Annotated in this window: 23 protein-coding genes; 12 read left to right on the top strand and 11 right to left on the bottom strand. The window is 61.5% G+C overall.

Annotated elements, in window-relative coordinates; all coding sequences use genetic code 11:
- Positions 1 to 187: 187 nt before the first annotated feature.
- From FJ941_RS13545 to FJ941_RS29430, 3 genes are all read left to right on the top strand, one after another.
- Complete coding sequence (locus FJ941_RS13545; RefSeq protein WP_246673814.1) at positions 188 to 1531, top strand: phospholipase D-like domain-containing protein; 1344 nt, start codon at positions 188 to 190, stop codon at positions 1529 to 1531.
- A gap of 276 nt (positions 1532 to 1807) precedes the next feature.
- Positions 1808 to 2967, top strand: a protein-coding gene (locus FJ941_RS13540; RefSeq protein WP_246673819.1) for an IS3 family transposase whose coding sequence is annotated in 2 segments (ribosomal slippage) — positions 1808 to 2030 and positions 2030 to 2967 — 1161 coding nt in all. Because the reading frame shifts where the segments join, the coding sequence is not laid out codon by codon here.
- Between the two features lie 277 nt (positions 2968 to 3244).
- Positions 3245 to 3814, top strand: a complete 570-nt coding sequence (locus tag FJ941_RS29430; protein ID WP_246673812.1) for a hypothetical protein — start codon at positions 3245 to 3247, stop codon at positions 3812 to 3814.
- Between the two features lie 280 nt (positions 3815 to 4094).
- Here FJ941_RS29430 and FJ941_RS13530 read toward each other — a convergent pair whose 3' ends face one another.
- From FJ941_RS13530 to ligD, 3 genes are all read right to left on the bottom strand, one after another.
- Entirely contained in the window at positions 4095 to 4559 is a 465-nt protein-coding gene (locus FJ941_RS13530; protein ID WP_140506211.1) for a hypothetical protein, read from the bottom strand.
- A 970-nt stretch (positions 4560 to 5529) separates the two neighbouring features.
- Positions 5530 to 7236 (bottom strand): DNA polymerase/3'-5' exonuclease PolX, encoded by a 1707-nt coding sequence (locus FJ941_RS13525; protein ID WP_140506255.1) that lies wholly within the window; start codon positions 7234 to 7236, stop codon positions 5530 to 5532.
- A gap of 91 nt (positions 7237 to 7327) precedes the next feature.
- A complete protein-coding gene (gene ligD, locus FJ941_RS13520) occupies positions 7328 to 9199 on the bottom strand; it encodes a DNA ligase D (RefSeq protein ID WP_281405568.1) in 1872 nt (623 codons plus the stop codon).
- 767 nt (positions 9200 to 9966) lie between these two features.
- Here ligD and FJ941_RS13510 point away from each other — a divergent pair.
- The 9 genes from FJ941_RS13510 (at position 9967) to FJ941_RS13470 (ending at position 18566) form a co-directional block, all read left to right on the top strand.
- Positions 9967 to 11070 carry a GSU2403 family nucleotidyltransferase fold protein gene (locus tag FJ941_RS13510; protein ID WP_140506207.1) on the top strand — a complete coding sequence of 368 codons (1104 nt, stop codon included), beginning with the start codon at positions 9967 to 9969 and terminating at the stop codon, positions 11068 to 11070.
- 1008 nt (positions 11071 to 12078) lie between these two features.
- Positions 12079 to 12303 (top strand): hypothetical protein, encoded by a 225-nt coding sequence (locus FJ941_RS13505; protein ID WP_246673809.1) that lies wholly within the window; start codon positions 12079 to 12081, stop codon positions 12301 to 12303.
- A gap of 267 nt (positions 12304 to 12570) precedes the next feature.
- Entirely contained in the window at positions 12571 to 13455 is an 885-nt protein-coding gene (locus FJ941_RS13500) for an ABC transporter substrate-binding protein (RefSeq protein WP_246673808.1), read from the top strand.
- 10 nt (positions 13456 to 13465) lie between these two features.
- Positions 13466 to 14233 carry an ABC transporter permease subunit gene (locus FJ941_RS13495; protein WP_140506201.1) on the top strand — a complete coding sequence of 256 codons (768 nt, stop codon included), beginning with the start codon at positions 13466 to 13468 and terminating at the stop codon, positions 14231 to 14233.
- A complete protein-coding gene (locus tag FJ941_RS13490; RefSeq protein ID WP_140506199.1) occupies positions 14233 to 14919 on the top strand; it encodes an ATP-binding cassette domain-containing protein in 687 nt (228 codons plus the stop codon). Before FJ941_RS13495 ends, FJ941_RS13490 begins: the two co-directional genes overlap by 1 nt.
- Complete coding sequence (locus FJ941_RS13485) at positions 14916 to 16091, top strand: ABC transporter substrate-binding protein (RefSeq protein ID WP_140506197.1); 1176 nt, start codon at positions 14916 to 14918, stop codon at positions 16089 to 16091. Before FJ941_RS13490 ends, FJ941_RS13485 begins: the two co-directional genes overlap by 4 nt.
- Positions 16079 to 17041 (top strand): PQQ-dependent catabolism-associated beta-propeller protein, encoded by a 963-nt coding sequence (locus FJ941_RS13480; RefSeq protein ID WP_140506195.1) that lies wholly within the window; start codon positions 16079 to 16081, stop codon positions 17039 to 17041. The genes FJ941_RS13485 and FJ941_RS13480 overlap by 13 nt, the downstream gene beginning before the upstream one ends.
- Entirely contained in the window at positions 17038 to 17763 is a 726-nt protein-coding gene (locus tag FJ941_RS13475) for an ATP-binding cassette domain-containing protein (protein ID WP_140506193.1), read from the top strand. The genes FJ941_RS13480 and FJ941_RS13475 overlap by 4 nt, the downstream gene beginning before the upstream one ends.
- Positions 17760 to 18566 carry an ABC transporter permease gene (locus tag FJ941_RS13470; RefSeq protein WP_140506191.1) on the top strand — a complete coding sequence of 269 codons (807 nt, stop codon included), beginning with the start codon at positions 17760 to 17762 and terminating at the stop codon, positions 18564 to 18566. The genes FJ941_RS13475 and FJ941_RS13470 overlap by 4 nt, the downstream gene beginning before the upstream one ends.
- On the opposite strand, the gene FJ941_RS13465 is transcribed toward FJ941_RS13470, so the two are convergent.
- The 8 genes from FJ941_RS13465 to FJ941_RS13430 form a co-directional block, all read right to left on the bottom strand.
- Positions 18567 to 18983 carry a cytochrome c gene (locus FJ941_RS13465; RefSeq protein WP_140506189.1) on the bottom strand — a complete coding sequence of 139 codons (417 nt, stop codon included), beginning with the start codon at positions 18981 to 18983 and terminating at the stop codon, positions 18567 to 18569.
- On the bottom strand, positions 18964 to 19842 hold the full coding sequence (locus tag FJ941_RS13460; RefSeq protein ID WP_140506187.1) for a cytochrome c oxidase assembly protein: 879 nt from the start codon (positions 19840 to 19842) through the stop codon (positions 18964 to 18966). The genes FJ941_RS13465 and FJ941_RS13460 overlap by 20 nt, the downstream gene beginning before the upstream one ends.
- Entirely contained in the window at positions 19839 to 20057 is a 219-nt protein-coding gene (locus tag FJ941_RS29425; protein ID WP_246672994.1) for a hypothetical protein, read from the bottom strand. The genes FJ941_RS13460 and FJ941_RS29425 overlap by 4 nt, the downstream gene beginning before the upstream one ends.
- A 122-nt stretch (positions 20058 to 20179) precedes the next feature.
- Positions 20180 to 20785, bottom strand: a complete 606-nt coding sequence (locus FJ941_RS13450) for a cytochrome c oxidase subunit III (RefSeq protein WP_027145372.1) — start codon at positions 20783 to 20785, stop codon at positions 20180 to 20182.
- Entirely contained in the window at positions 20782 to 22755 is a 1974-nt protein-coding gene (ctaD, locus tag FJ941_RS13445) for a cytochrome c oxidase subunit I (protein WP_140506183.1), read from the bottom strand. Before ctaD ends, FJ941_RS13450 begins: the two co-directional genes overlap by 4 nt.
- Positions 22752 to 23765 carry a cytochrome c oxidase subunit II gene (coxB, locus tag FJ941_RS13440; protein ID WP_140506181.1) on the bottom strand — a complete coding sequence of 338 codons (1014 nt, stop codon included), beginning with the start codon at positions 23763 to 23765 and terminating at the stop codon, positions 22752 to 22754. The genes ctaD and coxB overlap by 4 nt, the downstream gene beginning before the upstream one ends.
- Positions 23762 to 24295, bottom strand: coding sequence for a c-type cytochrome (locus FJ941_RS13435; RefSeq protein WP_140506179.1), 534 nt, complete (start codon positions 24293 to 24295; stop codon positions 23762 to 23764). The genes coxB and FJ941_RS13435 overlap by 4 nt, the downstream gene beginning before the upstream one ends.
- On the bottom strand, positions 24292 to 25083 hold the full coding sequence (locus FJ941_RS13430; protein ID WP_246673817.1) for a substrate-binding domain-containing protein: 792 nt from the start codon (positions 25081 to 25083) through the stop codon (positions 24292 to 24294). Before FJ941_RS13430 ends, FJ941_RS13435 begins: the two co-directional genes overlap by 4 nt.
- Positions 25084 to 25095: the final 12 nt, after the last annotated feature.

The following is a 25095-nucleotide window of genomic DNA, read 5'->3' as shown; positions in this document are numbered from 1 at the left end:
CCTGGCCATCAGGCAGCCTCCTGAGCCCGCTCGGCGGCAGCCGCAGACGCAATCAGGCCGCTGCTCATGAACGATGCTGGCGGCGAGGTTCATCCTCTACAATGGTGCCCACTTGCTCGTATCGGCCTTACGAGGGGTGGAACCCGCATCAATTTCGAAAGTTCTTGGCAGGTCAAAGGGGACCAAAGTGCGGCCTAAAAGTTTCGGTGCATTGTCGGCTTTCAGAAATGCCGTCCCGACCGGACGGAGGTTCGCCCGTTGCCTCGACGCTCTCAAGTATGTCGCGGTGGCAATTGCCACGTGTTTCTTCACCCTGGTGGTCATAAACCTCACAGCCGAACCGCGTGTCCTGCGATCCATCGTGCCGCATCGTTTTGACGCGACCGATCCACAATTCGCGCGAAGCATGGCCGCTTATTCGCAAGGACAGGTATTCGAGGCAAACGCTGTGCAAACGCTGGTCAATGGAGATGAGATCTTCCCAGCGATGCTGCAGGCCATCCATGCGGCTCGGTCGACCATCGACATGGAAACTTACATCTACTGGTCCGGAACGGTCGGCTATGAGTTCGCCAATGCCTTGGCCGCGAAAGCGCGGAAGGGCGTCGAGGTTCGTGTGCTGGTGGACTGGGTCGGCAGTCTGCCATTCGACGAGGATCTCATCCACATCATGACAAGCGCGGGCGTGCGGTTTCAGCGCTACCGGCCTATCTACTGGTACACGCTTGACCGGGTGAATAACCGGACGCATCGGAAGCTGCTGATCGTTGACGGACGGTTCGCCTTTACCGGCGGGGTGGGTATCGCAGACAACTGGCTGGGGGACGCCCGCAACCCTGATGAATGGCGCGACACCCACTACCAGATCGAGGGCCCTGCTGTCTCCGCCTTCCAGGCAGCCTTCGCTGAGAACTGGCTCGAGACCGCGGGCGAGACTTTGCAGGGAGAGAAGTTCTACCCGCCACCGGAAGCAGCGGGAGCACTGAATGCTCAACTGGTGCTATCTTCCCAGCCAAATGGCTCCGAAGGCATGGAACTGATGATGTTGGCTGCGATAGCCGCCGCCAAAGAACACCTTCGGATAGGGATGGCCTATTTCGTCCCCGATAACATTGCCTTGCAGCAAATATTGGACGCCAGAAAAAGAGGGGTGGCGGTTGACGTCATCTGTCCCAACGGCCTGACAGATGTTCCCATCGTTCGAAAAGGCTCTCGCTATTTCTGGGGTGATTTGCTCAAGGCCGGAGTTCGGATTTATGAGTTCCAGCCCACCATGTACCACCCCAAACTCCTGATCGTTGACGATGTATGGACGAGCTTTGGTTCAACCAATCTGGACGAGCGGTCTTTGCGGCTGAACGACGAAGCCTCTCTGAACGTCTTCGGCCGGGATTTTGCGCGCACGCAAATCGACTTGTTCAACGAAGACCTCAAGCGATCAAGGGAGATCAGTTTGGACGAATGGCAATCGCGTCCATTGAGCGAGAAGGTCACGGACTGGATGGCCAGCAGGCTGCATTCACAACTTTAGATGTTTAGTCCCGGCACTTGCTAAAGCTAATTGAATTTGGAGCGTCTCGGTTGTGATGCCACGCCTTGCATATGAACTCGTAGGGTTAGTTTGCCGCTCATGCTGGAGACATGATGGCTCCGAGTAAATGATCTCACAGCACATGGGCTGAGGCTCGCGGAGGACTTTTGCGGTTGTGGGTGACCTGCCCCTAAGAATTCCCTCCATCTGAGATTAGAGTCCGGCCCTTGATCGAAGGACGGACTGATGAAGAGAAAGCGGTTCACGGAAGAGTAGATCATCGCGGTTCTGCGCGAGCATGAGGCGGGTGCGAAGGCGGGCGATCTGGCCCGCAAGCACGGGGTCTCGGAGGCGACGCTGTATAACTGGAAGGCCAAGTATGGCGGGATGGACGTGTCCGACGCCAAACGGCTGAAGGCACTGGAAGACGAGAACGCCAAGCTGAAGAAGCTGCTCGCCGACCAGATGCTTGAAGCCTCGGCGCTGCGCGAGCTTCTGTCAAAAAAATGGTAGGGCCCGCCGCCAAGCGCGAAGCCGTCGCGCATCTGCAGGCCGTCATGGGCCTATCGGAGCGTCGGGCCTGTTCCTTCGTCGGCGCCGATCGCAAGATGGTCCGCTACCGGTCTCGCCGACCGCCAGAGACGGCGCTGCGTGGTCGGCTGCGCGATCTCGCGAACGAGCGCCGACGCTTCGGCTACCGGCGGCTGTTCATCCTGCTCAGGCGCGAGGGCGAGGCGTCTGGGGTCAACCGTATCTACCGTCTCTATCGCGAGGAAGGTCTGACGGTGCGCAAGCGCCGGGCAAGACGGCGAGCGGTCGGCACGCGGGCGCCGATCCTGGTCGAGGCAAAGCCGAATGCGCGCTGGTCGCTGGATTTCGTCCATGACCAGTTCGCCTGCGGCCGGCGCTTCCGTGTGCTCAACATCGTCGACGACGTAACGCGCGAATGCCTGGCCGCGATTCCGGACACGTCGATCTCCGGCCGCCGGGTTGCTCGCGAGCTGACGGAACTGATCGCCCAGCGCGGCAAGCCCGGCATGATCGTCTCCGACCACGGCACCGAGTTCACCTCGAACGCCATCCTTGCATGGTCGAAGGACCACGGGATCGAATGGCACTACATCGCGCCGGGCAAGCCGATGCAGAACGGTTATGTCGAATCCTTCAACGGTCGCATGCGCGACGAGCTCTTGAACGAGAGCCTGTTCTTCGGCCTCGACCATGCCCGCAGCGCCATCGCCGAATGGCGGGAGGACTTCAACACCGCGAGGCCGCATTCCTCGCTCGGCTACCAGACCCCGGCGGCCTATGCCGAGGTCATCACCGCAACCGGCTCCGATGCTGTGCTGATGGAAGGCTCCGCGTCTTCGCCGGTTGCTCAACCCGCGCCCCACGGCGTAACAGAAACGGTCGAGGCTCTAGTCGCCGTTGGATGAAACTTCAGTGGCAGGTCATGGGTCCGACACTGGTCGAACTCGCACGTTATCGACCCGCCACGGTCAGGCCCGACTTCATCGAAAAGCTGCCGGTGGACGGCCTTTCAAGCAGGATATGCTGGTCGCGACGGAGATGGCCCCAGGCCCCATCACCCCGCGCTGGCGATGGATATTCGGCTCAGAGGAAAGCGGCATGGCGTCGACGCGGCCCCCCGCCCAATGGCGCAGTATGCGGACCTCACCCAGCTGGGGGAACATATCCAGGCAGATGTTGGCCATGTTAGCCATCACCGGAAAATCGACCTTGAGCGACATACGTGGCCGTTCGTGCACTTCCGTGCCACCGACCACCTCGCCGCGCGAGGTCTGGTGGAAATACGCCAGGCTATCTATGAGCGCGATCGCCGGCTTTATGAAGGTGCTCCAGTGCCATCGCTTCGATGCGCATCCCGAATCCGTTCAACGGCACATCCGCCAGAGATGCGATACCGTGGTTGTTGGGGCCGGCGCAGGCAACGACGCATTCCGCTTCGATCCGATGCTCCCCAACCAGCACGGCGGTCACCCTCGAGGCAGTTCGCACGATCCCCGTGATTTTTGTGCGATATCGCATCTCGATCTGATTGCGATGGCAGAAAGCGAGGAGTCCCTTCATTACGGCATGGTGCGGCGCCACCCCTCCGCGTCTGGTGCTGTACTGCCCTACGCGGGATTTGTTGATTGCTGGGAGGAGCTCGTCGATTTCGCGACGGGACAGCCATCCGGCTCTTCACGCCGAAGCTCTGCTGAACCTTCAGCCTTCCAGGAGCATCGCTTCGCTTTCTCCCGCTCGGAGATGACGCAGTAGCCGCGTTGCGTGAACCACATCGTTTTGACCAGCTCTCCCATTCACGCACGGTGAGCGCGAAGAGTTCAGTCCAAGCAAGCGATAGGAAGCCCGGTCGGATGAGAATGAACCGGTCGGAGCCCTTCATCATGCCATTTGCCGGCTTTCGCCCGGACATATCCGTACTTGACGCTCGCCCGTTATTGTCACAGCTAGGGATGTCGGGGTCCAAGATATACCGTCGTTCGTGTGCTTGGACCTTTTCCGGTCACCTGCCTATTTCAGCTTGCTCGGTCGCCTCTTACTCCCTCGCGTGAGTCAAAATGCGGAATACCGGCCAATGGGCAATCGCTTCGCGCAATTTGCTGAAAAGCTTGCCTTCTTTGTTGATGGCAGACCGAACTTGAACGGCAGCCCATCCGGCTTTCATCGTCCCGCCGACATGGCAATGGCAGACAATAGCGTGCAACTGCCAATCCGTAAGCTCGAAAAAGCGCTTCGCTTCGCCATACGTATCGTTCTTCAGCCCTTCAGTCCGCAAAGTTGGATCGGCGAAAGCGATGCTCAGCGCGGAGCCGAGGGACTGGGTTTTTTCGCGCACGTCCAAGGTCATGTATTCCGTCCCGGGGAAGGCGGCGAGGCACCGCTCGGGATTTCGCTCGAGCAGCATGGCCCAGTGTTCCAAACGCTGGCGCCGCGTCATACCCGGAAACGATGCTTCGACTTCCGCGACCCCATGCAGTTCCGCAAGTGTCTGATGTTTCATGGCCGTCTCCTGTTGGCGAGGCGCTCCGCCTGCAACAGGCCGAAGTAGCCTCAGTCGTCCCTATGCAGGCGAACCTGCAGTCCGTCGGGAAGTTCCACTGGCGAGAAAATTTGACAATGCGGCTGCTCCGATTTCCCGCTGCCTCGGTGCGTTAGACCATCCCATGCAACGAGTTACTTCGATGCTTGGACCAAACGCGGGAGCAACGGGTAATCCTTCAGATCCTTATAAGGCGTGAGATCTAAATCCCAGGCAGCGAAGCTGTTCGTCATCGATCGCTTTCTCATGGATCTTGATAACGCTTTGGTAGTGCCGCCAGGTCAGGCCAGCCCCTTTGACCGCGTCTCTTCGCGCGCGAAGCGATTTAATAGACGTGCAGATGATGAAGGCGCAACTCGTCCAAGAGCTTTTCAACAATTTCGTGGCACACCGGAAACGGTTCCAGGCGCACGTCCTCGCCTCCATCTGATGGTACGCCGGCAGGTGTCGGTCGATGTAAATTTTCATTCCATCGCTGCTTTACCCAGCAAAAACTGGTGGCTGACCTTAACTCGTCGATAAAGCGCGGGTACGACATCAGACAGAACGAGGTCGCTGATATCTTCAGAGCTATGGGGGCACCGTAACGTTCAGCTCATATCCGGAACGCCAGGACCTCCGGTTGGATTTGGAGCCGGTGCATAGCTCCGCCTGTAGCGATGAAGTACAGCCGAACCGCATCGACCTGATTGACAAGCCCGGCCTTGACAGGCCCACGACTTTGCACGGCTCTATGGCCTTCTTCCCCAACCCAGACGATCCCGAACCTGGTCCACTGGTTCCTCGCATCCAAAACGTAAAACGCCGGTCTAACGCCACAAGAAAGAGAGCGTTATGAGGTTCTTTCATCGCGTTGCCAGCGCTCCGAGGGATCACACCAGGCAGCGACTGGTAGAACCGTTGCCTGTTTGCAGCCGCTAGAGCTCGGGCCTCATGCGACAGCTTTCCGCCCAAGCGAGCGGCGCTTGCCGTCGGTCTTTGACGCGGACTTGCGCTTTGAAAGGTGCGCAAGCAGAGCTGCCAAACCCAGCGCATTGAGAACCCGCGTCCTGGGCACTCCTCCCTTGCGGGCCATCTCGACACCCCAATGCATGTGGTCGAGTTCACGGATTGAATGAGCGTCCGGATTGATGCTGAAGATGCAGCCGTAGTCGAGCGCCCTTTGATGCCACCGCCAGTCGAGATCGAGCCGCCACGGATGCGCGTTGATTTCGACAGCGACCTCATATTTTGCGCACGCTCTGAGGACCTTGGCGACGTCCAGCTCATAGCCGGGACGACGCAACAACTGGCGACCGGTCATGTGCCCGATAATTGTCGTGAGGGGATTCGCGATTGCCTCAATGATACGCTCCGTCTGCTCTTTTTTAGGCAACTTGAAGCGGCTGTGCACGCTCGCGACAACGAAATCAAACTGCTTCAAGACGTGGTCCGGATAGTCAAGCGAGCCGTCGGCCAGGATGTCTGCCTCGATGCCCTTCAGGACACGGAATTTACCACCGTACTTCGTGTTCAGCCGATCCGCGTCGCGGTGCTGTTCAGTGATCTCCTGCAGTGTGAGCCCGCCCGCGTAGTGGGCAGACTGCGAATGGTCGGCGATACCAAAGTATTCAAACCCGCGCTTACGTGTCGCTTCAGCCATTGCCTCAAGCGTTTCGGTGCCATCGGATGCGGTCGTGTGAGAATGCAGGATGCCATGCAGATCTCCGTCCCGGACGAGGGGTGGTAACTGCTGGTTCGCTGCCCGCTCAATCTCGTCCCTGCCTTCGCGCAGTTCCGGTTCGATGAACTGCAGGTCCAACGCGTCGTAGATTTCCTCCTCTGTCGCTGCTGCGATCAGCTTTCTCCCGCGATAGAGCCCGTCGGGTTTGAGGGCGAACCCTCTCTCGGTCGCGTACATCTTCAACTGCTCAACATGGGCGGCCGAACCGGTTGCTTTGAGAAGGCTCGCGCCAAAGTGCTTCTTGTCTGTGACCACAAGTGTGAGGGTGGACTGCTCGGTCGCGGTCCGCTTCTTCCCCATTGCAACCAGTGCGAGGTCGGTGACCAGTTCGCAACCGCGCCGGAAATCACCGGCAATTTCCACGCGCGAAAACTCGGGATGCTCTTGCTTCACCAACACGACAGCATGTTCGAGAAGAGCGGCGGCCTTGTGCAGGTGAAGTTGTGTTTCGCCGCTTCGCGCGATGGCCAGATTGTGCAGGATCTTTGTCTGAAGCGAAGCACCGAGGCCTTTGACTGGCCGGATTCGATCTGCCTTTGCGGCGGCTTCGAGCTCAGCCAACGAGTTCACGCCGAGGGCCTGATGAAGCTTCAGGATCTTGTCGGGCCGAAGCCCTGGTATGGCAAACAACTCCATCACACCCGCCGGGACCTCTTCCCGCAGCTTCTCAAGGCGTGGATGTGTGCCCGTTTCATAGAGCTTGCGCACAATATCTGCGATCGCGTTACCGATCCCCGGGATCCTGATGAGGGCGCCCGCGGCGATGATCCGGTCGAGCGGCTGCGACAACGCAGCCAGACTGTCTGCAGCGCGCAGATATGCTTTGGTGCGATAGGGGTTGTCCCCGCGCAGCGCCGTGCGATGTCCGTATTCCCTTAGGAGGCTGGCGACTGTCCGCGAATCGGTTTTTGCCATGGTCGAGGCAAACGGGGCCAATCTTCGCAGGTTCCAATCAGGCCAAGGCAACGAAGCCCTTATCCAGCCTTACTGCCTTCGCGGAGTGGGGCTACAAATTTGGCAATGATTGGTCGGCTCGCCCCCATCCCGCCAGAGATTTGCTGATTGCGCGTTTCTTCAATTCAGAAGCGTCGCCGACGTGGAAATGCGAGGGCGCATCAATCGTCTTCATTTCCGCCCAGGTGATCGGCGCCGCGACCGGAGCGCCCGATCGGGACCTAGCGCTGTAGGGCATGATCGCGGTCGCCCCACGCTGGTTGCGCAAATAGTCCACAAAGATGCGACCCTTCCGGCGCTTCTTCGACAACGCGGCCGTAAAGTGAGAGGGATCGCTTTGAGCGACCGCTTGCGCGAGGCGATGCGCGAAGTCTTTCACTTGCGGCCACTCGGCCTGAGGGGTGAGCGGCGCGATCACATGCACTCCTTTGCCTCCGGTCAGCATCGGGAATGTCGTAAGCCCCAATGACTTCAAAATATCACGAAACTGGAAAGCTGCGGCGCGGACAGCTTCAAAATCGAGACCCTCATCGGGGTCGAGATCGAAAACGAGGCGGTCGGCCTTTTCGATATCCTCGATCCGAGCTCCCCACCCATGCAGCTCGATCGTTCCCATCTGTACGCAGGTCATCAGCCCATCGGCATCGTCGACATAAAGGTATGGCTCCTCCTGGCCGTCCTTTTCAGTGATACCGACGTGGTGGACTTTGTCGCCAAAGCTCCCGGCATCATGCTTCTGGAAGAAGCACTTCTTGGCCCGGCCTTGGGGACACCGAACCAGACTGATCGGTCGACTCCCAACCCAAGGAAGCATGATCTCAGCGACGGCCGCGTAGTGGTCGGCGAGCTGACCCTTGGTGATATTCGACTCCGGATAGATCACGCGGTCACGATTGCTGATGGCGATGGTCTTCCGCGGCGACGTGGTCAGCTTGGCTGTGCGACGTTCCGTCTCCAGCATGACCGCCTCCGGCTTCTTGTCTTCGCGCAGACCGAGGTAGCTCGGATGTCTCAACGTTCCTTCGTTAGTCATCTCGGCGAAGGCAATCTCCGCGACCAGCTTGGGGCGAAGCCAGTGTGCTCCGCGAACTTCGGCTCGCGGCGCCGCGACGGTCGCGGCCTTCTGCTCGAGCGGTGCCATGATCTCCATGAGACGGAAAAGTTCAGCTGTATCGAAGCCGGTACCGACTTTTCCGGCATAACGCAGCTTGCCGCCATCATGCACTCCAAGGATCAATGACCGGAACGCGCGGACCTTTTCGGACGGCGTCCAACCGACAATCACGAACTCCTGCCGCTTGATGCACTTGATCTTGAGCCAGTTTCCGCCGCGGGCCGCCACATAATGCGAATCGGCGAGCTTGGAAACCACCCCCTCGAGCCCGGCTGCGCAAAAGCGGCCGAGCAGCTCTTCTCCGCGCCCCAGAATATGATCAGAATAACGAAGCACCGGGTTCTTCGCGGGCAAAATTCTCTGGAGCTTTTCCTTGCGTTCAAGGAGAGGATGCTTCGTGAGATCTTCGCCGTCGAGTTGAAGGAGATCGAACGCATAAAAGTCGATACTGGCTGGCACACCCTTTAATGCGTTCTGAAGCGCCTGGAAGTTTGATCGTCCGTCGGCATCGACAACGACGGCCTCTCCGTCAATCAGGGCAGAGCGGACCTGGAGCTTGCGGGCCTCCGAAAGAATGGATGGAAAACGGTGAGACCAGTCCAGGCCAGATCGCGTGTAGGCACGCGCTTCGCCGCTGCCGACCGCAACAAGAATGCGATAGCCGTCGTATTTCATTTCGTGGATCCAGCGGTCGCCGGCAGGGACGACGTCCACGAGCGTTGCGAGCTGGACGGGCCGAAAAGTGGGCAGTGCCAAATTGGCTTGCTCACGCGTTGGCGACGTCGCTTGATGAGCGGTTGACCCCTGCATTGCCTTACGCGACGTTGGCATGACCACTCACCGCCCCATACCCAAGACGAAATGGCTTAATCGCGTCCAACGCGCGACTGCTTCTTAAGTTTCGCCGAGAAGCTTGGAGCTTGTTGCCATCATTGTCGCGCCTTATCAGCGCCTCGGCCTGCTCTCAGCTGAATCCGTACTGCCTGCCTCCGTTCACCATCTTCTCAGTTTACCCGCACAATGTCGCCGGGCCGGGCAAGAGCCAGAGTAGTCGCGGAGATCGCTTGAAGCGTCGCGGTGTCACGGGCCTATCGGCCTTCCGCACCAATTGGTGAAGGAAACTCCGGGTAATCGGTCCGCACCCACTCCTCAATGAGCCAGCCTTCATCGTCGAAACGAAAAATGTTGGACAAATCCCAGGTCACACGCCGGCGGTTCGGAGGCAAGGGGGGCCGACGGGCGACTGTGTGAATTCGCGGGCAAAGCGTCCCTCGACCCAGGTTTGGCAGGCGACATAGTCACCTTCGACGACGATGATGCCTCGAGGGATCTAGCGATCGTCGAATGCTATGGACTTGAAGTAGTTGGTAAGCCCGGCGTAGTCCACCTCGAAGCCATCCGGGCCGTGGAAACGGAACTTCTCCGTGTCGAAGCACCCGGCATCGATCGCCGCGCCTGTATGGTTGGCGATGTGGCAGCGTTATAAGACCTCTGCAATTGTCTTATAACGTCACTTGCGTCGCTTCAGCTCATGCCGCTATAAGAGAAACGCATTTTTCTTATAACGGAGCCGACGCGTGAAGACGGTCGATCTCGTTTATCGCACGATGTATGCGGAACTCGTTCAGCGCTGCCTTGATGCATCGTTCGTAACCGACTTCTCCACGGCGGGAAATTTCGTCCGGGTTCCGGTGAAGGGGCGGGGCTATTGGTATTTTGAGGAAACCCAACCCAAGAAAACGCGGAAGTATGTCGGCCCGTCCGACGATCCCGAGATCGCGAAACGCGTTGAAGCCTTCCAAGAGATCAAGGAAGACCTCCGTAGCCGACGAAAACTCGTCTCCACGCTGACTCGCGAAGCAGGGCTGACCGCACCGGACCGGTTCACTGGCGATGTCGTTGAAGCCATCGGAGCAGCAGGAATCTTCCGCTTAAGAGGCGTGCTCGTCGGTACGGTTGCCTTCCAGACGTATGCGGGACATCTCGGCGTAAGATTGCCTGGTGCTTCATTGCAAACCGGCGATGCCGATTTCGCGCAGCATTACTCGACTTCGTCGTCAGTCGAAGACACCCTGCCGCCGATCCTGGAAATCTTGAGAGAGATTGATCCAACCTTCAGGGAGATCCCCCATAGATCGGATCCCGGACACACGACCCAATTCGAGAATGCAACGAGATACAAGGTCGAGTTCCTTACGCCGAACCGGGGATCGGATGACTACACCGACCGCGCCAGTCCGATGCCAGCACTGGGCGGAGCTTCGGCGCAGCCCTTGCGTTTCCTCGATTTCCTGATCCACGAGCCCATCCGGACCGTGATGCTGCATCGGTCAGGGGTGCCTGTAACCGTGCCGTCGCCGGAACGGTATGCAGTTCACAAGCTCATCGTCGCCTCTCGCAGGAAATCAGATGCAAACGGCGTCGCCAAGCGCGAAAAAGACGTCCATCAGGCCAGCCTCCTCGTCGAGGCACTGGAGGCGACCCGTCGCAAGGATGACCTTGCAACAGCGTTCTCGGAAGCGTGGGGGAGGGGGCAGCACTGGCGCGAGGCGATGCTGAAGGGGCTGGGCCTGATGCCGCCGAAGAAACGACAGGAAGTTGAGGACACAGTCAGAAAGGCCCTTGTCGAGATCGGCGAGGAGCTGGACGGCTTCGACTCGGCCGTGAACTCGAAGTCGTAGTCAAAAGGACGAGGCTCGAAAGCCGCCCTTGTCGGTTGGATTGAAGAGGACCAGCGTTGATCAGGATCGCTTACGAGGGAGTATAACCTAGCTGTTGAGGTCTGTTCGCCGTGTGTTCGTCCAAAAGCGCATAAAGGCAGTCTGGAATTTGCAGAGAATTTCCAGAAGCCGCCATCTCTTCGCGGCCTCAGATTTGCCAGCATGGCAAAAGCTGCGAACGGATTCAATGGATTGGGTGACGCTGTCAGAGCCGTTTCGGCATCCAGGCTGTGCATTGTTCGAGGCCTTCCAGCGTAGCTTTTGGCCAACAAGCTGGTGACCCGCATTAAGCAAATTGGATTGCCTTTGGAACCAGCCGCATTGATCAATTCGGATTCAAGCAGGACTATCCGATCTCCCATCTGCTGAGCCTCCGTCAATCGTATTTCTCTAATCAGCCCAAGCTGCGCATATTCGACGTCACCATCCATGCAGCGTGGAGTAGCGCAAGAAAACTAAACACCGGCAGATTTGAAAAACTCGCAAGAAGATGTCTCGCATCCCGGCTGATCACCCGCTGGTCATCCCCGCGAGGAACACCACCTGCTACCCGGGAATACGGCTGATCTGTGCCGTCTGGCACATCCTCAGCCCAGTTGCAGAAGAATTGACTTTGTAACGACCGTTTCAGAGCCTTATCTAAAGAAGCCGTGCCAATCTCCAACGAAACGACATGACGCCTCGCAGATGCCGGTCAGATTAATGTGCTCCCGGAGCACTGTGCATCCGGCGGCTGCACGCCCTTCCGCGCGGGTGCGGACGAGGATTTGCCGGAGAACGCCAAACCCAATGCGCTGCGTTTATCGCTCGCCGGTGTGCAGTTCGAATTCCAAGAGACTCTACCATTTCCGACCAAGGCGCCTGCTCACATCATTTGTTAAAGACTCAAGGGGCACGCGGAGTCATGTTGCAGCGTTCAATGCACATCTGCGGGACGGAGGAGCCATGTTGTTTCCGGGTCAAGTCGTCATGTCCGACGAACTGGAAATGCTCACCCGAGTCTGTCGGACCGCCTGCAACGAGCGGGATATTCCGCTCGACAGCCCGCAGGCACAGACACTCGCGTCCCATGTCCTGAAGCTTTTCCTGAACGGGCTTATGGGCGAGGAAGAGCTGCTAAGCGCCGAGCGGAACCGTATGAAAAGGCAAGCTCACATCGCCGCCTTGAATCAGCCGCCTGCTTCAGCACGCTAAATCCCGGACCCCGCAGCGACTCCTATTGGCGGCGCAGGCGTACCCGATGGTCAGCGCACCAGGAGGAACATTCCTGCCAGCCCGGTGTTAGGGGGGGTCCGCCACACCGGTGCGCTCGTGCTGATCTCGAATCCTCCACGTGAGTGGCTCACCCGAGCCGATTGGCCCCTTATATCGCGGCGCGCGGTTCTTGCAGCGCTTTCCTCCTTGATCGTGGCCGGTCCCACTGCAGCCGCGTCTGGGCAATCCCGCCCTGTCCGGTTTGGCGTGCTCGGATTTGGCACGGCCGCCTGGGAAGTCGACGTGGTCCAACGATATGGGCTGGACATTTCGCACGGCGTCTCTCTCGAGGTGCGGCGTCTTGCCAGCACGGAAGCCGGCAAGACCGCGTTGCTGGCCGGCAGCGTCGACGTCATCGTATCGGATTGGGTGTGGGTGACGCGCCAGCGCGCGGAAGGCGCCGATCTTGTTTTTGTTCCCTATTCGCGCGTGGTCGGCGCACTTGAGATACCCGCCGGTTCCCCCGTCCGCAGGCTAGCGGATTTCGATGGCAAACGGCTCGGGGTCGCGGGCGGCCCGCTCGACAAGAGCTGGATCTTGCTGCGTGCGCTTAACCTTCGACAGTCGGGACGCGACCTCGCCGCGAGCGTGCAGCCTGTATTCGGAGCGCCGCCTTTGCTCGAACAGGAATTCCTTGCAGGCCGGCTCGACGGGTTGCTGACATTCTGGAACTTCGCGGCCCAACTCGAAGCCGACGGAGCCCAGCGGTTGCTGAACGTTGGACAGATTCTGGAGGGGCTGGGCGTTTCCGGCGAGCTGCCGATGCTCGGCTATGTCTTCCATGAAGACTGGGCGCGTGCTGATCCTGCGGTTCTTACCGGTTTCCTGAAAACGGTCATGGCCGCAAAGTCGCTTCTTGCCACTTCCGACAGCGAATGGCACGCGCTGGCGCCGCAACTGGGAACAGATGATGTCCGGCTTCAGGCCGCCTTGCGCGACGCCTATCGGGATGGAATCCCCCGCCGCTTCGGCAGGAAGGAGCGCGACGACGCGGCGCGCCTGTTTTCAATTTTGGCCGATCTGGGCGGTGAAGCTCTGGTCGGCAAGGCGAAAGGCTTCGATCCCGGCATCTTTTGGAGCATACCCGCTTGAGACCGCATCCATGAGCAACAGCTTGGCCGCTTCCGCCAATGCCCAGCGATGGCAGAGCGTCGCGGCGCTGCTTGGTATGCTTCTGATCTGGCAGGCGGCGGCATCGGTGGTGGCCAGCCGGCTTTTGCCGAGCCCTTTGGAGGTCACCATCGTCCTCTTGCAAGAGGCGCTGCAGGGCGAACTCGCTTTTCACCTCGGCGTCTCGCTAACGCGAGTGATTGTGAGCCTTTCCGTCGCGATCGTGGTCGGCTCCGCGCTTGGCTATGCTGCCGGCCGCTCGCGTGATGCTGATCTTTGGTTGAAGCCATGGATCGTTCTGCTGCTCAACGTGCCGGCGCTGGTGACCGTCATCCTCATCTATGTCTGGCTCGGTCTGGTCGAGACCGCGCTCGTGTTCGCGGTCGCGCTCAACAAGATCCCCAATGTGGTAGTGACCATTCGCGAGGGCGCCAGCCGGCTGGACAAGGACCTCACGGAAATGGCCGAGGTCTATCGTTTCACCGGAACGAGGTCGCTGCGCTACATCGTGCTCCCGCAATTGGCACCGTTTTTCCTCGTCACCCTGCGCAGCGGACTGGCATTGACCTGGAAGATCGTGCTGCTCGCCGAATTGCTTGGCCGCTCCAACGGGGTTGGATTCCAGCTGCAGATCTATTTCCAGAACTTCGACGTGTCCCACATCCTGGCCTATGCCATAAGCTTCGGAGTGGTGATGCTGGCCATCGAGTACGGCCTGCTCGGGCCTCTGGAAGGCCGACTTGGCGTGTGGCGGCGTTGATGCTGACCATCAGGATAGAGATGAAGACCTTCGCTATTCCCGGCCAGGGCCAGGGTAGGACCGTGTTCCGGGACTTCGCTCTCGATGTGCCGCACGGCCAGGTTTGTGTGATCGCTGGGCCCTCGGGAGTTGGCAAATCGACGCTGCTCTCGATCGTCGCAGGCACCGACCGCGAATTCCGCGGCGTGGTGGAGGGACGCGCGCTTCCTGTCGGGATGATGTTCCAGACACCGCGTCTGCTCCCTTGGCTGACCGTCTTGCGCAATGTCGAACTCGTGATCCCCGGGCGGGAGCAGGAGGCATCGAGGTGGGTTGCCGCCGTAGGCCTTGAGGATCACGCAAACGAATATCCGCAGCGTCTCTCCGGAGGCATGGCCCGGCGCGTGGCGCTCGCCCGCGCGCTTGCCGTCGAGCCCGCGCTGTTGCTGCTCGACGAACCTTTCGCTTCGCTCGACGAGGCGACGGCGAACACGATGAGCCTCCTGCTGCGTGAAGTTTTCAACACCCGGCCGCCCACCGCGCTTATTGTCACGCACAATTTGGCCCAGGTCTCGTCGCTGGCCGACCGCTTCGTCGTTCTGGAAGGCTCGCCGGCAGCTATCGTGCGCGATGTCGGGATTGCCCGGGGTGGCGGACCGGCTTCACCGCGTGGGCCGGCCAGCTTGCAGGCAGGCGGAGCGGAATGAGACTGGTGCTGTCGATCGTGCTGCTCCTGTTGGCCGCTGCCCCCGGCTCCGCCGCACCGCAGGCCATGGTGGTCGGCTATATCGGCCAGGAGCGCACGCCACCCCTGCCTTTAGGACCGCTTGACCAGCCCGTCAGCGATGACGGCCTGCAGGGGGCCCGGCTGGGCATCGCCGATGACGGCGGCACCGGCCGCTTCCTCGGCCAGCATTTCCAGCTCGAAGAACGCGTGCTGAAGCCAGGCGAAGCGCCCACCGAAGCAATCGCCAGCCTTGCCGCGAGCGGCGTCACTTTCGTCGTGGCCGACCTCGATGCGGCCACGCTGAACCAGGCTCTCGCAGCACCCGGAGCAGACAAGATGCTGTTGTTCAACAGCCGTGCGCCGGACGATGCGCTCCGCCAGCAGCACTGCCGCAAGAACCTCCTGCATACCGTTCCAAGTCGCGCCATGCTCGCCGACGGCCTCGCGCAATATCTCATCTGGAAGCGTTGGCAGCACTGGTTTCTGCTGGTCGGCCCGCATCCTGCTGACGAGGCGCTGGCTGCAGCGTTGCGCCGCGCGGCGACACACTTCGGCGCCGAGATCGTCGTCGACAAGCCTTGGACGTTCCGGCCTGCCAATGGTCGTGCGGACACGGGACATGTCACGCTTCAGACCGAGATACCGGCCGCCACCCAGGTCGGCGATTACGACGTGCTGGTCGTCGCCGACGAGGCGGACGAGTTCGGCGCCTATCTCGAGGGCCGAACCGCGCTACCACGGCCGGTCGCCGGGACGCAGGGGATCGTGGCGACCGGCTGGAGCGCGGTCAACGAGGAATGGGGCGCAACGCAACTTCAAGACCGCTTCCGCAAGCAGGCCGGGCGCTGGATGACGGCTTACGACTACGCCGGTTGGCTCGCCGTGCGCAGCGTCGGAGAAGCGGCAACACGCCTGCGCAGCCTCGATGCTTCGGCGATCACGGCATATTTGCGCAGCGACGAATTCCTTCTCGCCGGCTTCAAGGGGCAGGGGCTCAGCTTCCGGTCATGGGACGGCCAGATGCGGCAGCCCATCCTGATAGCGGGGCCGCGGCTGCTCGTCTCCAGCTCACCGCAACCGGGTTTCCTGCATCAGCGCACGCCCCTCGACACGCTGGGCGTCGACCTCGAGGAGAGCGCATGCAGGTCGTGATCCCAATCCTGCTGTCGGTGTTGATTGTCGCCGGACCTGCCGCAGCGGAGACGATCTACGTATCGAACGAGCAGGACAACACAGTGGCGGTGGTGGAGGGCGCCGGCATGAGCCTCTCCACGGCCATCAACGTCGGAAGGCGCCCACGCGGCATGGCGCTTTCGGTCGACAAGAAGCTGCTCTTCGTGGCTGTGGGCGACGACAACCGGATCGACATTGTCGATCTCGCCAAACGGCAGGTGACCGGCCAGCTCCCCTCAGGAGTCGATCCGGAATTTTTTGTTGTGCATCCTGACGGCAAACGCCTGTTCGTCGCCAATGAGAATGACAATCTGGTCTCAGTCGTCGATATCGCGTCCGCCAAGGTGATCGGTACCGTTGACGTCGGGGTCGAACCCGAGGGTATGGCGGTCAGTGCCGACGGCCATTACGTTGCCTGCACCTCTGAGACCACCAGCATGGTGCACCTCATCGACGCCGGCACGCTCGACCTCGTAGACAACCTCCTGGTCGACACCCGTCCCCGCGCGGCGTCGTTCTCGCCGGATGGGAAGCAGCTTTGGGTGTCTTCCGAAATACGCGGAACCGTGACCGTCTTCGACGCTACGTCTCGTGCTGAGGCCGGCAAGGTCCAGTTCGAGGTTCCCGGTATCCGCCGCGAGGGCGTCCAGGCGGTAGGCATCGAAATGACCCGCGACGGCGCCACTGCCTATGTGGCGCTTGGTCCGGCCAACCGGATTGCCGAAGTCGATACCAGGACGCTGGCCGTGCGCCGCCTCTACCTCGTCGGCCAGCGCCCGTGGCATGTGGCGCTGTCGGATAACCAGAAGCGCCTGGTAAGCGCCAATGGCAATTCCGGGGACATCTCGTTCATCGATCTTGAAGACGAGGAGGTGGTGAAGTCGGTGCCGGTGGGACGCGGCCCCTGGGGAGTGGTGATCGGCCCATGAAGGCGCTGTCACTCGAAGGTCTCGGACACAGCTTCGGACAGCGGCGGGTTCTCGAAGCCGTGTCGTTCTCGGTCGCGGAAGGCAGAATGTGCATACTGCTCGGACGCAACGGCGCCGGCAAGACGACGTTGTTCTCGCTGGTCACCGGCCTCTATCATGCCCGATCCGGCCAGATCGATGTGTTCGGCCACTCCATGCGGGCCGATCCGGCCGCCGCACTTGCCCAGATGGGTGTTGTCTTCCAGCAGCAGACGCTCGACCTCGATCTCACCGCCGCCGAAAATCTGCGCTATCACGGCGCCCTGCACGGGCTGGCGGCCGGCGTCTGCGAAACGAGGTTGCGCGAAGAACTCGAACGGCTGGAGGTCCTTGACCGGTGCGACGAGCCGGTCCGTTCACTGTCGGGCGGTCAGCGGCGACGTGTCGAAATCGCGCGCGCCCTGATGCATCGGCCCCGCATCCTGCTGCTCGACGAGCCGACGACCGGGCTCGACGTGCCTGGGCGCCGGGCGATCGAGCAGCATGTGCGCGCGCTCTGCCGGGAACGAGGTATCGCCGTTCTCTGGGCAACGCATTTCCTGGAAGAGGTGTCGGCCGACGACGACCTGGTGGTGCTGCATAAGGGCAGGCTGCGTTGGGCTGGCGGGGCCGGCCGCGTCGCGGCGGATCTTGCGGTCGCCAGCATGGCCGATGCGTTCGATGTGCTGACGGAGGCGGCATGAAAAGGCGTCACGCGCTGCGGGCTATTACAGGCATACTGCGCCGGGAGATGCTGCGAACGCTGCGGCAGCGTGGCCGGCTGCTCTCGGCGATCATACGGCCGTTGGTCTGGCTCGCCATCTTCGCCGCCGGGTTCCGCTCGGTGCTTGGCCTGTCGATCACGCCGCCCTACCAGACCTACGTGCTCTACGAAGTCTATGTCGTCCCCGGACTGGCGGCCATGATGCTGCTCTTCCATGCCATGGCAAGTTCGCTGGCCATGGTCTACGACCGCGAGATGGGCAGCATGCGCCTGTTGCTGACGGCACCGCTTCCGCGCTGGTACCTGCTTGCCGCGCGGCTGCTTGCGAGCGTCATCGTCAGTCTGCCGCTGGTCTATCTGTTCCTGCTGATCGCGCGCTATTGGGACGTGCGCCCCCCAGTTCTAGGCTATCTGGCCGTGTTTCCGGCGCTCGTCCTGTCCGGCTTGATGCTCGGCGCGTTTGGGTTGCTGGTTTCGTCGATCTCGACGCAGATGGAGAACTTCGCCGGCGTGATGAACTTCGTCATCTTCCCGACCTTCTTCGCCTCGACGGCTCTCTATCCGATATGGCGACTCGCCGAGGCTGGGCCGGTGCTGGCAATGATCGCCGCATGGAACCCGTTCAGTTCGGCGGTCGAGCTGATACGCTTCGCCCTCTATCTGCGCTTCGATCCCGTTTCGGCTCTCGTCGTTCTCGCTTGCCTCGTCGGGTTTTTCCTTGGGGCAGTGGTCGGCTATGACCCCGGTCGTGGCTTGTGGTCCCGGCGCGGCGGCGAAGGCTAATCATCTGAGGGCATAGAGATAGGCGGCGATATCGCGCGCCTGCTGCTGCGTAATCCTTGTCGATGGCATCGCCGTGTGCGGATTGATCTCCCTGGCCTCTCGTACCCAGCGGATCAGGTTCTCGGGATTGTTAGCCAGCACCCCGCCGATAAAGACCCGGTCGGCAAGGCTGGAATCGAGGCGCGGACCAACCTGGCCTTGTGCCCCTGGCACGCCGGGGATTGTATGGCACCCCGAGCAGCCATTCGCGGTCATGATCGGAATGGCGCGCGCGCCCACGCCACCGGTCGCAACGTCCGATTCGTGGCGAACACGATCACGCCGGTCCGACCACAAGGTCGCCCCGGCGACGGCGGCGGTCAGCAGCAGGATGGCGGCGAGCGCGCCGCCGGTCATCCTAGCCAGGCCGGAGCCCATCGGTGGCCTCCCTGATTCCGCTCTTGCTTATCCAAAGGCCGGCGAGCAGCAAGGCGGCTCCGCCATAGATCAGGCCAGCCGGAACCCACATCACCAAGCCGGCGAGCTGCTGGTCCTCGATCGGGGTCAGTCCCCAGAGCGCCGCGCCAGCGGCATTCTGCGGATACCAGAGTTTGGGCGACAACAGCAGCAGCACGCCAAGTAGACCCGTGTGCAGCGAGGTGAAGAAGAGATGCATGACCGCGCTGCCATAGGCCTGCTGGCGGCCGGAACGCGGCAGAATCACCCACCAGAACAGCAGGGCTGTGCCGAGGAAGCTCGCATGCTGGGCATAGTGCAGGACGCCCTGCTGAAGCGCTGCCTCGAACAGTACGGGGACGTGCCAGATCCAGATCGCGATACCGTGGATGGCGGTTGCGTTGAGGGGACGGCTGGCAACGGCCCAGACCGCCTGGAGAAACTTGCCGTGCGTGAGCATTCCCGTTCCTCGGCGGAATGCGGCCGGCAATGCCCATATCAAGGCTGCGCCGGGGCAGGCGGCGACAAGGAGCGGCGCCGCCACCGCCATCAGCAGTTCATGCTCGATCATGTGGGCGGCAAACACCCGTTCGCCAAGCGCATGGATCGGGCTGACCAGCGCTCCCGTCAGTAGGCTCCAGCCGGCGACGAACAACAGAGCTTGTCGCGTCCGCTCGGGGCGGCCCCGGCTGCTGCGGCGCCACAGCCGGCTCGCTCCGATCGCATAGATGAGCGCGATTGTGGCCAGAGGGAGCGTGATGGGAAACGCAAGTGTCCATCCCGCTTCGGGCGCGCCGGCGCCATAGCAGATCGATGTTGAGAGGAAAGCCTCGAAGCTCATCGCAGGCACTCGTCAAGGATGAGCGCGGCGCTCCCCTGCATGACGATGACGAGGGCAAAAAGCAAAGCCGCAAGAATGCCGAGATCGGCGACGAATTGTTCGGTGCTGCGCGTGCGCTCCGGCTTGAAAGCCGCGCCCCCCTGCCGCTTTGCCCGCCAAGAAAGCATGCCGCCGAGAAGCGAAAGCAAGGCAAGCAGCAGTGCGATTGGAAGCACGACCGGGACCTGGCGATTGCATTGCCAGGGAACAAGCGCGTAATTCAGCTGCGTCGAAATTGCCCAAGCCGAGGGCCCCGACAGAAGGCCACCCCAGGACGTTCCCAATTGCAGCGCGCGCATCAGCCTAGCCTCGGTACCCAGTAGATGAGCAGGTAGATCGGGATCCAGGTGAGCACCACGAAATCCCAGTAGAAGACGTTATCGCCTACGTCGCCGAAGCGCCGGCCGCTGTAGCCATGGCGTGTGAACATCAGCACCGTCAGCACGATCGTGTCGCCGACATCGGTGATCAGGTGGGTGGTGTGCAGTCCAAGCAGCACCCAAAGCATCGAGCCGTACGCGTTCGTGTCCCAATAGATATTCAGCGCCGGGAACTCGAACCAGCGCACCACGAGCGGGGCGAGACCGAACAGCGACATCACCACCATGCCGATCCGCACCGGTACAATGGCGCAACGCTCGGCGTAGCGATTGAGAATGTGGTTCGGCACCAGGCTGGCGATCAGCAGGAGGGTGACGATCGTTCCCGGCCAATGGTTAGGCTCCGGGGCGCTCAGACGCCAGTTGGGCCACGACATTGCCAGGTAGAGATAGGCGCCGGCCGCCAGCGCGAAGCCCGTCCCCTCCAGCGCCATGAAGCCGAGCGTGCCCCACCAGGTCGGGCTGCGCGGACCATGTCCAAAGGTGGGAAGCCCGGAAAGGTCGGCGACGGGTCGCTGGTTCATTCCTCGTCCTCCGGATCGCCTTTGGGCCAGAACCAGCCGACCAGCGTGACCGCGATCGGCACGGCGCCCCACACGACCGCCCACGGCGTGAAGATCGAGTAGAGGAAAGTGCCGCCCACGGCGATCGCCGCAAGCAGGGGCCAGATTGACGGCGTCGCCGATTTCTCGCGGATGTCGGGATGGGCTTCCGCCACCGTCGAGATGAGCAACTCGCGCACGTCGACGCGCAGGCCGGTTGCGACGGGAAGCGCGTCTCGTTCGGCCCACAGCGGCTCAACGTTTGTCACGATCGGGATGCGTGTGAAATTATAGCTTGGAGGCGGCGAGGACGTTGCCCATTCCAGGGTGCCTGCATCCCAGGGATTGTCCCCGGCCGGTACGCCTTTCAATACGCCGTGCACGAGGTTGAAAGTGAACAGGACGAAGCTCAAGAAGAACAGCACCGCGCCGGCGCTGATGAGCAGGTTGATGTTGCCCCAGCCAAGCTCCGCCGGATAGGTGTAGACCCGGCGCGGCATTCCCCACAGGCCGACCAGATGCATCGGGAAGAAAGCCACGTTGAAGCCGATGAAGGCCAGCCAGAAATGCCAGCGTCCGAGACGTTCGCTCATCATGCGGCCGGTGATCTTGGGGAACCAGAAATAGGCCGCGCCCAGCAGCGGGAATACCGATCCGCCGATCAGCACGTAATGGAAGTGGGCAACGACGAAATAGGTGTCGTGCACCTGCAGGTCGAGCGGCACCGAGGCGAGCATGACGCCGCTGAGCCCGCCGATGACGAAGATGAAGAAGAAGCCGAAGACGAACAGCAGCGGCGTGCGGATCACCGGTCTGCCATCCCACAAAGTCGCCAGCCAGCAGAAGATCTGCAGGCCATTGGGTATGGCGATCAGCATGCTGGACGCCGTGAAGAAGCTCGCCCCCAACTTCGGCAATCCCGTCGCAAACATATGGTGCACCCAGAGGCCGAACGACAGGAAACCGACCGCGATCAACGAAAGGACCAGCCCGAGATGGCCGAACGTCGGTCGCCGGGCAAAAGCGGGAATGATCGAGGAGACCATGCCTGTCGCCGGCAGGAAGATGATGTAGACCTCGGGATGGCCGAAGAACCAGAACAGATGCTGGAACAGCAGGGCGTCGCCGCCCTCCGCCGGATTGAAAATGTGGGTTCCGACAAGCCGGTCGAGAATGAGGAAGGTCGAGGTGATCATGACTGCCGGCATCGCGAAGACCACGACGAACGAAGTGACCAGCAGTGCCCACACATAAAGCGGTATCTTGTCCAGCGACATGCCGGGTGCGCGTTGCTTGAACACGGTCACGATGGTGGCGACGGCGACCGCAAGCGAGGACACTTCGGTATAGGTGATCATTTGCGCCCAGACATCGGCGCGCTTGCCGGGAGAGAATTCGGGACCGGACAAAGGCACATAGGCGAACCAGCCGACGTCCGGTGCCATGTTGAGGAGGAATGAAACCCAGGCAAAGACGCCGCCCGAAAGATACACCCAATAGCCGAATGCATTGAGCCGCGGGAAGGCGATGTTGCGGGTGCCGACCATCAGCGGCACCAGATAGATCCCCGTTGCCTGCACGATAGGCACGGCGAACAGGAACATCATGGTGACGCCATGCATCGTGAACAGCTGGTTGTACAGGTCCGGCCCGATCAGCCCACGCTGCGGCCCTGAGAGTTGGATTCGCATGGCGACCGCGTTCAGTCCGCCAAGGCATAGGAAGATGAAGGCCGTGATCAGATAGCGCCTTGCGATCACCTTGTGGTCGACGCTCGACAGAGCGCCGATGATGCCGGGCGGCGTGCACCATGCCCGCGCCAGCCAGCGGTGCAGGCTGGCGTCGTCCATGCCGGTATCACGCGGTCCGTCATGCTCGGGAGCAACGTCGCCTTGCGTGGCGGTCCCCCGTTGCGGCAGGTCGCGTTCGCTCGTTAGATCCGCGCTGCTCATTTCAGACCCTCGAGATAGGCGACGATGGCGTTGAGTTCGTCGCCGTTGAGCTCCACCACCGGCATGTGGGAGCCGGGCTTCACGCCTTGCGGATCCGCTATCCAGGCCGCCAGATTGCCGCGGCTCATCATCAAGGTACCGGCAGCGATGGTTTGCCGGCTGGCCACATGCGTGAGATCAGGCGCGACGGTTCCTCCCGCTGGAGTGCCGCCGATCCTGTGGCACATCACGCAGGGGCGCTTGAGGAACAGGTCCGCGCCATTTTTGGCCTCCCCATTCGTCGGGGGCCCAGCCGGCTGCAACTGGTCGTTCCACCAGGCGTCGAACTTTGCCCGCGGCTCGGCGATGATGAAGGTGCCCATATTAGCATGCTGTGCACCGCAGAACTCAGCGCACTGGCCGCGATAGACGCCGGGCTTGTCGGCCCTGATATCAAGTACATTGATATGACCGGGGATGAGGTCGAGCTTGCCGGCCAAACTCGGGATCCAGAACGAGTGGATAACATCGGTCGAGGTCAGCAGAAGCCGCACGGGCTCCCCGGCGGGAATGTGGATCTCGTTAGCCGTGGTCAGGATGCGGCTCGGCGTGGCATCTTCGTAGCGCACCTCCCACCACCATTGGTGGCCGGTAACGCGAATGGTGAGCGCAGCGTCCGAGCCGATCGCCGCTAGCGTCCTGTTGGCGAAGAAGCTCAGCAAGGTCAGCCCGACCACGATCGCGGCAGTCAGCCCGACGGCGATCACGACGACCCGCAACTTGCGATGGTCGGCGCCCGCGTCGAGCGCGAGCGGCTCGGAACGTGTGCGAGGCCGCATCAACAGCGGCGCGGCAAGCGCGATCATCACCAGGACCCAGATCACTGCGCAAAGCGCGGTGAAAAACCAAATGAGCCATGCCAGCTCACTGGCAGCGGGACCTTTCGGATCGAGCGCTGATTGCCATCCCGAGCATCCCTGCAGAAACAAGACGCAGGTCGTGCCGAACCCGGTCGACGCAAGGCGTTTCACGGTGATTTCCCCAGTGTGGCGGCGTCCGGCAGGCGGTTTTCCGACGGATGTGGCATCATGTCGTCATTGCGCTGCGGGGCGGCGGACGAGGGCGCATTGCCGCTCAGCGAGCGGACAAAGGCGGCAAGCTCCCAAATCTGGTCATCGGGGATCTTGTCGCGGAAGCTCGGCATGCCTTTTGGCCGACCATCGCGGATCGTAGCGTGGATGCTTTCGATCGAGCTGCCGTAAAGCCACTTCTGGTCCATCAAAGCCGGCCCCATGCCGCCGCCGCCATTGGCATGACAGCCTGAACAGTTGAACCAGCTGAACAGCCGCTTGCCTTCGCTGAGGTGGAAGGCGTTGGCCTCGAAACTCGCCGCCTTGTTATCGCTGGCGGAAGCCCGCTGTCCGCCGGGTTCCAATGTCGTCACAGGCGTCGGCTGCTCGCCCGATCCGAGCGAATTTTGCGGGCGCGTGTCCCGCTCCTCGCGCTGGCATGCCGCAAGCGTCAGGAGCGCAAACAGGAGCATGGCGGCGCCCGGCCTCATCGCACTGGACTCCCCGAGCCGTCGAGCCGCGGCACGCCATATTGCGACAGCAATGCGTCGATCTCGGCCTTGTGCCTGGCCAGCGCGCTATTCACATCGCCACGTAGCACATCGTCCTCGCGCCTAACGCCCATCGAGATGTCGTAGATCATGGGCAACTGCGGTCCGTCGATGCGAGGGGTGACCGGCGTGATGCGCAGCGGCACTTTCTGCTTCTGGGCGAAGTAGCCGGCGAGCGGGCCCCAGACGACGGCAAGATCGATCTCGCCGGTCGCCACCGCTTCAACGATGCGCGCTGGGGGGTTGGGTGCGGAGTAGTCGCCATAGACCGGGTAGCCGACGAGGTGCCCGACGATGCCACGGCGGCCAAGCGCCTGAACGGGGGGCGAATTGGCCCCGTCGTCGCCGATGAGTTGCACGCCGATCCGCATAGCGCGCAGTTGCGGATCGTTGAAGGACGCCACATCCGGACCGTCCTGGCGGGTGACGAAAACATAGGATGAGCGATAATAGGGTGTGGTGGTGCGCAGCATTTCGAGGTTGGCAGGCGTGCCTGGTACGAGATCGCAAAGGCCGGCTTTCAGCGTGTTGCGCACGAAGCCGCGGCGCTGCGCCCACCAGGTGTAGGTCAGCTTGGCACCGAGATCGGCGGCCACGATCTCAACGATCCTGTTCTCGAAACCCTGACCGGCCGCGTTGGAAAATGGCATGTTGTTCGGATCAGCGCAGACCCTCAGTTCACGGGCATTGGCTGCCACCGGCAAGAACAGCAAGGCGAGCGCGGCCATGCCGAGCGCCAG

Origin of the sequence: Mesorhizobium sp. B2-3-13, assembly GCF_006442195.1 — a bacterium.
In the GTDB taxonomy this organism is placed as follows: Bacteria; Pseudomonadota; Alphaproteobacteria; order Rhizobiales; family Rhizobiaceae; genus Mesorhizobium; species Mesorhizobium salmacidum.
This window is presented reverse-complemented; position numbering and strand designations above follow the sequence as displayed.

What these genes read in the sequence shown, in the direction of transcription:
- FJ941_RS29430 (WP_246673812.1), top strand. Translation starts at nt 3,245, where the DNA reads ATGTTAGCCATCACCGGAAAATCGACCTTGAGCGACATACGTGGCCGT.
- FJ941_RS13530 (WP_140506211.1), bottom strand. Translation starts at nt 4,559, where the DNA reads ATGAAACATCAGACACTTGCGGAACTGCATGGGGTCGCGGAAGTCGAA.
- FJ941_RS13525 (WP_140506255.1), bottom strand. Translation starts at nt 7,236, where the DNA reads ATGGCAAAAACCGATTCGCGGACAGTCGCCAGCCTCCTAAGGGAATAC.
- ligD (WP_281405568.1), bottom strand. Translation starts at nt 9,199, where the DNA reads ATGCAGGGGTCAACCGCTCATCAAGCGACGTCGCCAACGCGTGAGCAA.
- FJ941_RS13505 (WP_246673809.1), top strand. Translation starts at nt 12,079, where the DNA reads ATGTCCGACGAACTGGAAATGCTCACCCGAGTCTGTCGGACCGCCTGC.
- FJ941_RS13495 (WP_140506201.1), top strand. Translation starts at nt 13,466, where the DNA reads ATGAGCAACAGCTTGGCCGCTTCCGCCAATGCCCAGCGATGGCAGAGC.
- FJ941_RS13490 (WP_140506199.1), top strand. Translation starts at nt 14,233, where the DNA reads ATGCTGACCATCAGGATAGAGATGAAGACCTTCGCTATTCCCGGCCAG.
- FJ941_RS13485 (WP_140506197.1), top strand. Translation starts at nt 14,916, where the DNA reads ATGAGACTGGTGCTGTCGATCGTGCTGCTCCTGTTGGCCGCTGCCCCC.
- FJ941_RS13480 (WP_140506195.1), top strand. Translation starts at nt 16,079, where the DNA reads ATGCAGGTCGTGATCCCAATCCTGCTGTCGGTGTTGATTGTCGCCGGA.
- FJ941_RS13475 (WP_140506193.1), top strand. Translation starts at nt 17,038, where the DNA reads ATGAAGGCGCTGTCACTCGAAGGTCTCGGACACAGCTTCGGACAGCGG.
- FJ941_RS13470 (WP_140506191.1), top strand. Translation starts at nt 17,760, where the DNA reads ATGAAAAGGCGTCACGCGCTGCGGGCTATTACAGGCATACTGCGCCGG.
- FJ941_RS13465 (WP_140506189.1), bottom strand. Translation starts at nt 18,983, where the DNA reads ATGGGCTCCGGCCTGGCTAGGATGACCGGCGGCGCGCTCGCCGCCATC.
- FJ941_RS13460 (WP_140506187.1), bottom strand. Translation starts at nt 19,842, where the DNA reads ATGAGCTTCGAGGCTTTCCTCTCAACATCGATCTGCTATGGCGCCGGC.
- FJ941_RS13450 (WP_027145372.1), bottom strand. Translation starts at nt 20,785, where the DNA reads ATGAACCAGCGACCCGTCGCCGACCTTTCCGGGCTTCCCACCTTTGGA.
- ctaD (WP_140506183.1), bottom strand. Translation starts at nt 22,755, where the DNA reads ATGAGCAGCGCGGATCTAACGAGCGAACGCGACCTGCCGCAACGGGGG.
- FJ941_RS13435 (WP_140506179.1), bottom strand. Translation starts at nt 24,295, where the DNA reads ATGAGGCCGGGCGCCGCCATGCTCCTGTTTGCGCTCCTGACGCTTGCG.
- FJ941_RS13430 (WP_246673817.1), bottom strand. Translation starts at nt 25,083, where the DNA reads ATGGCCGCGCTCGCCTTGCTGTTCTTGCCGGTGGCAGCCAATGCCCGT.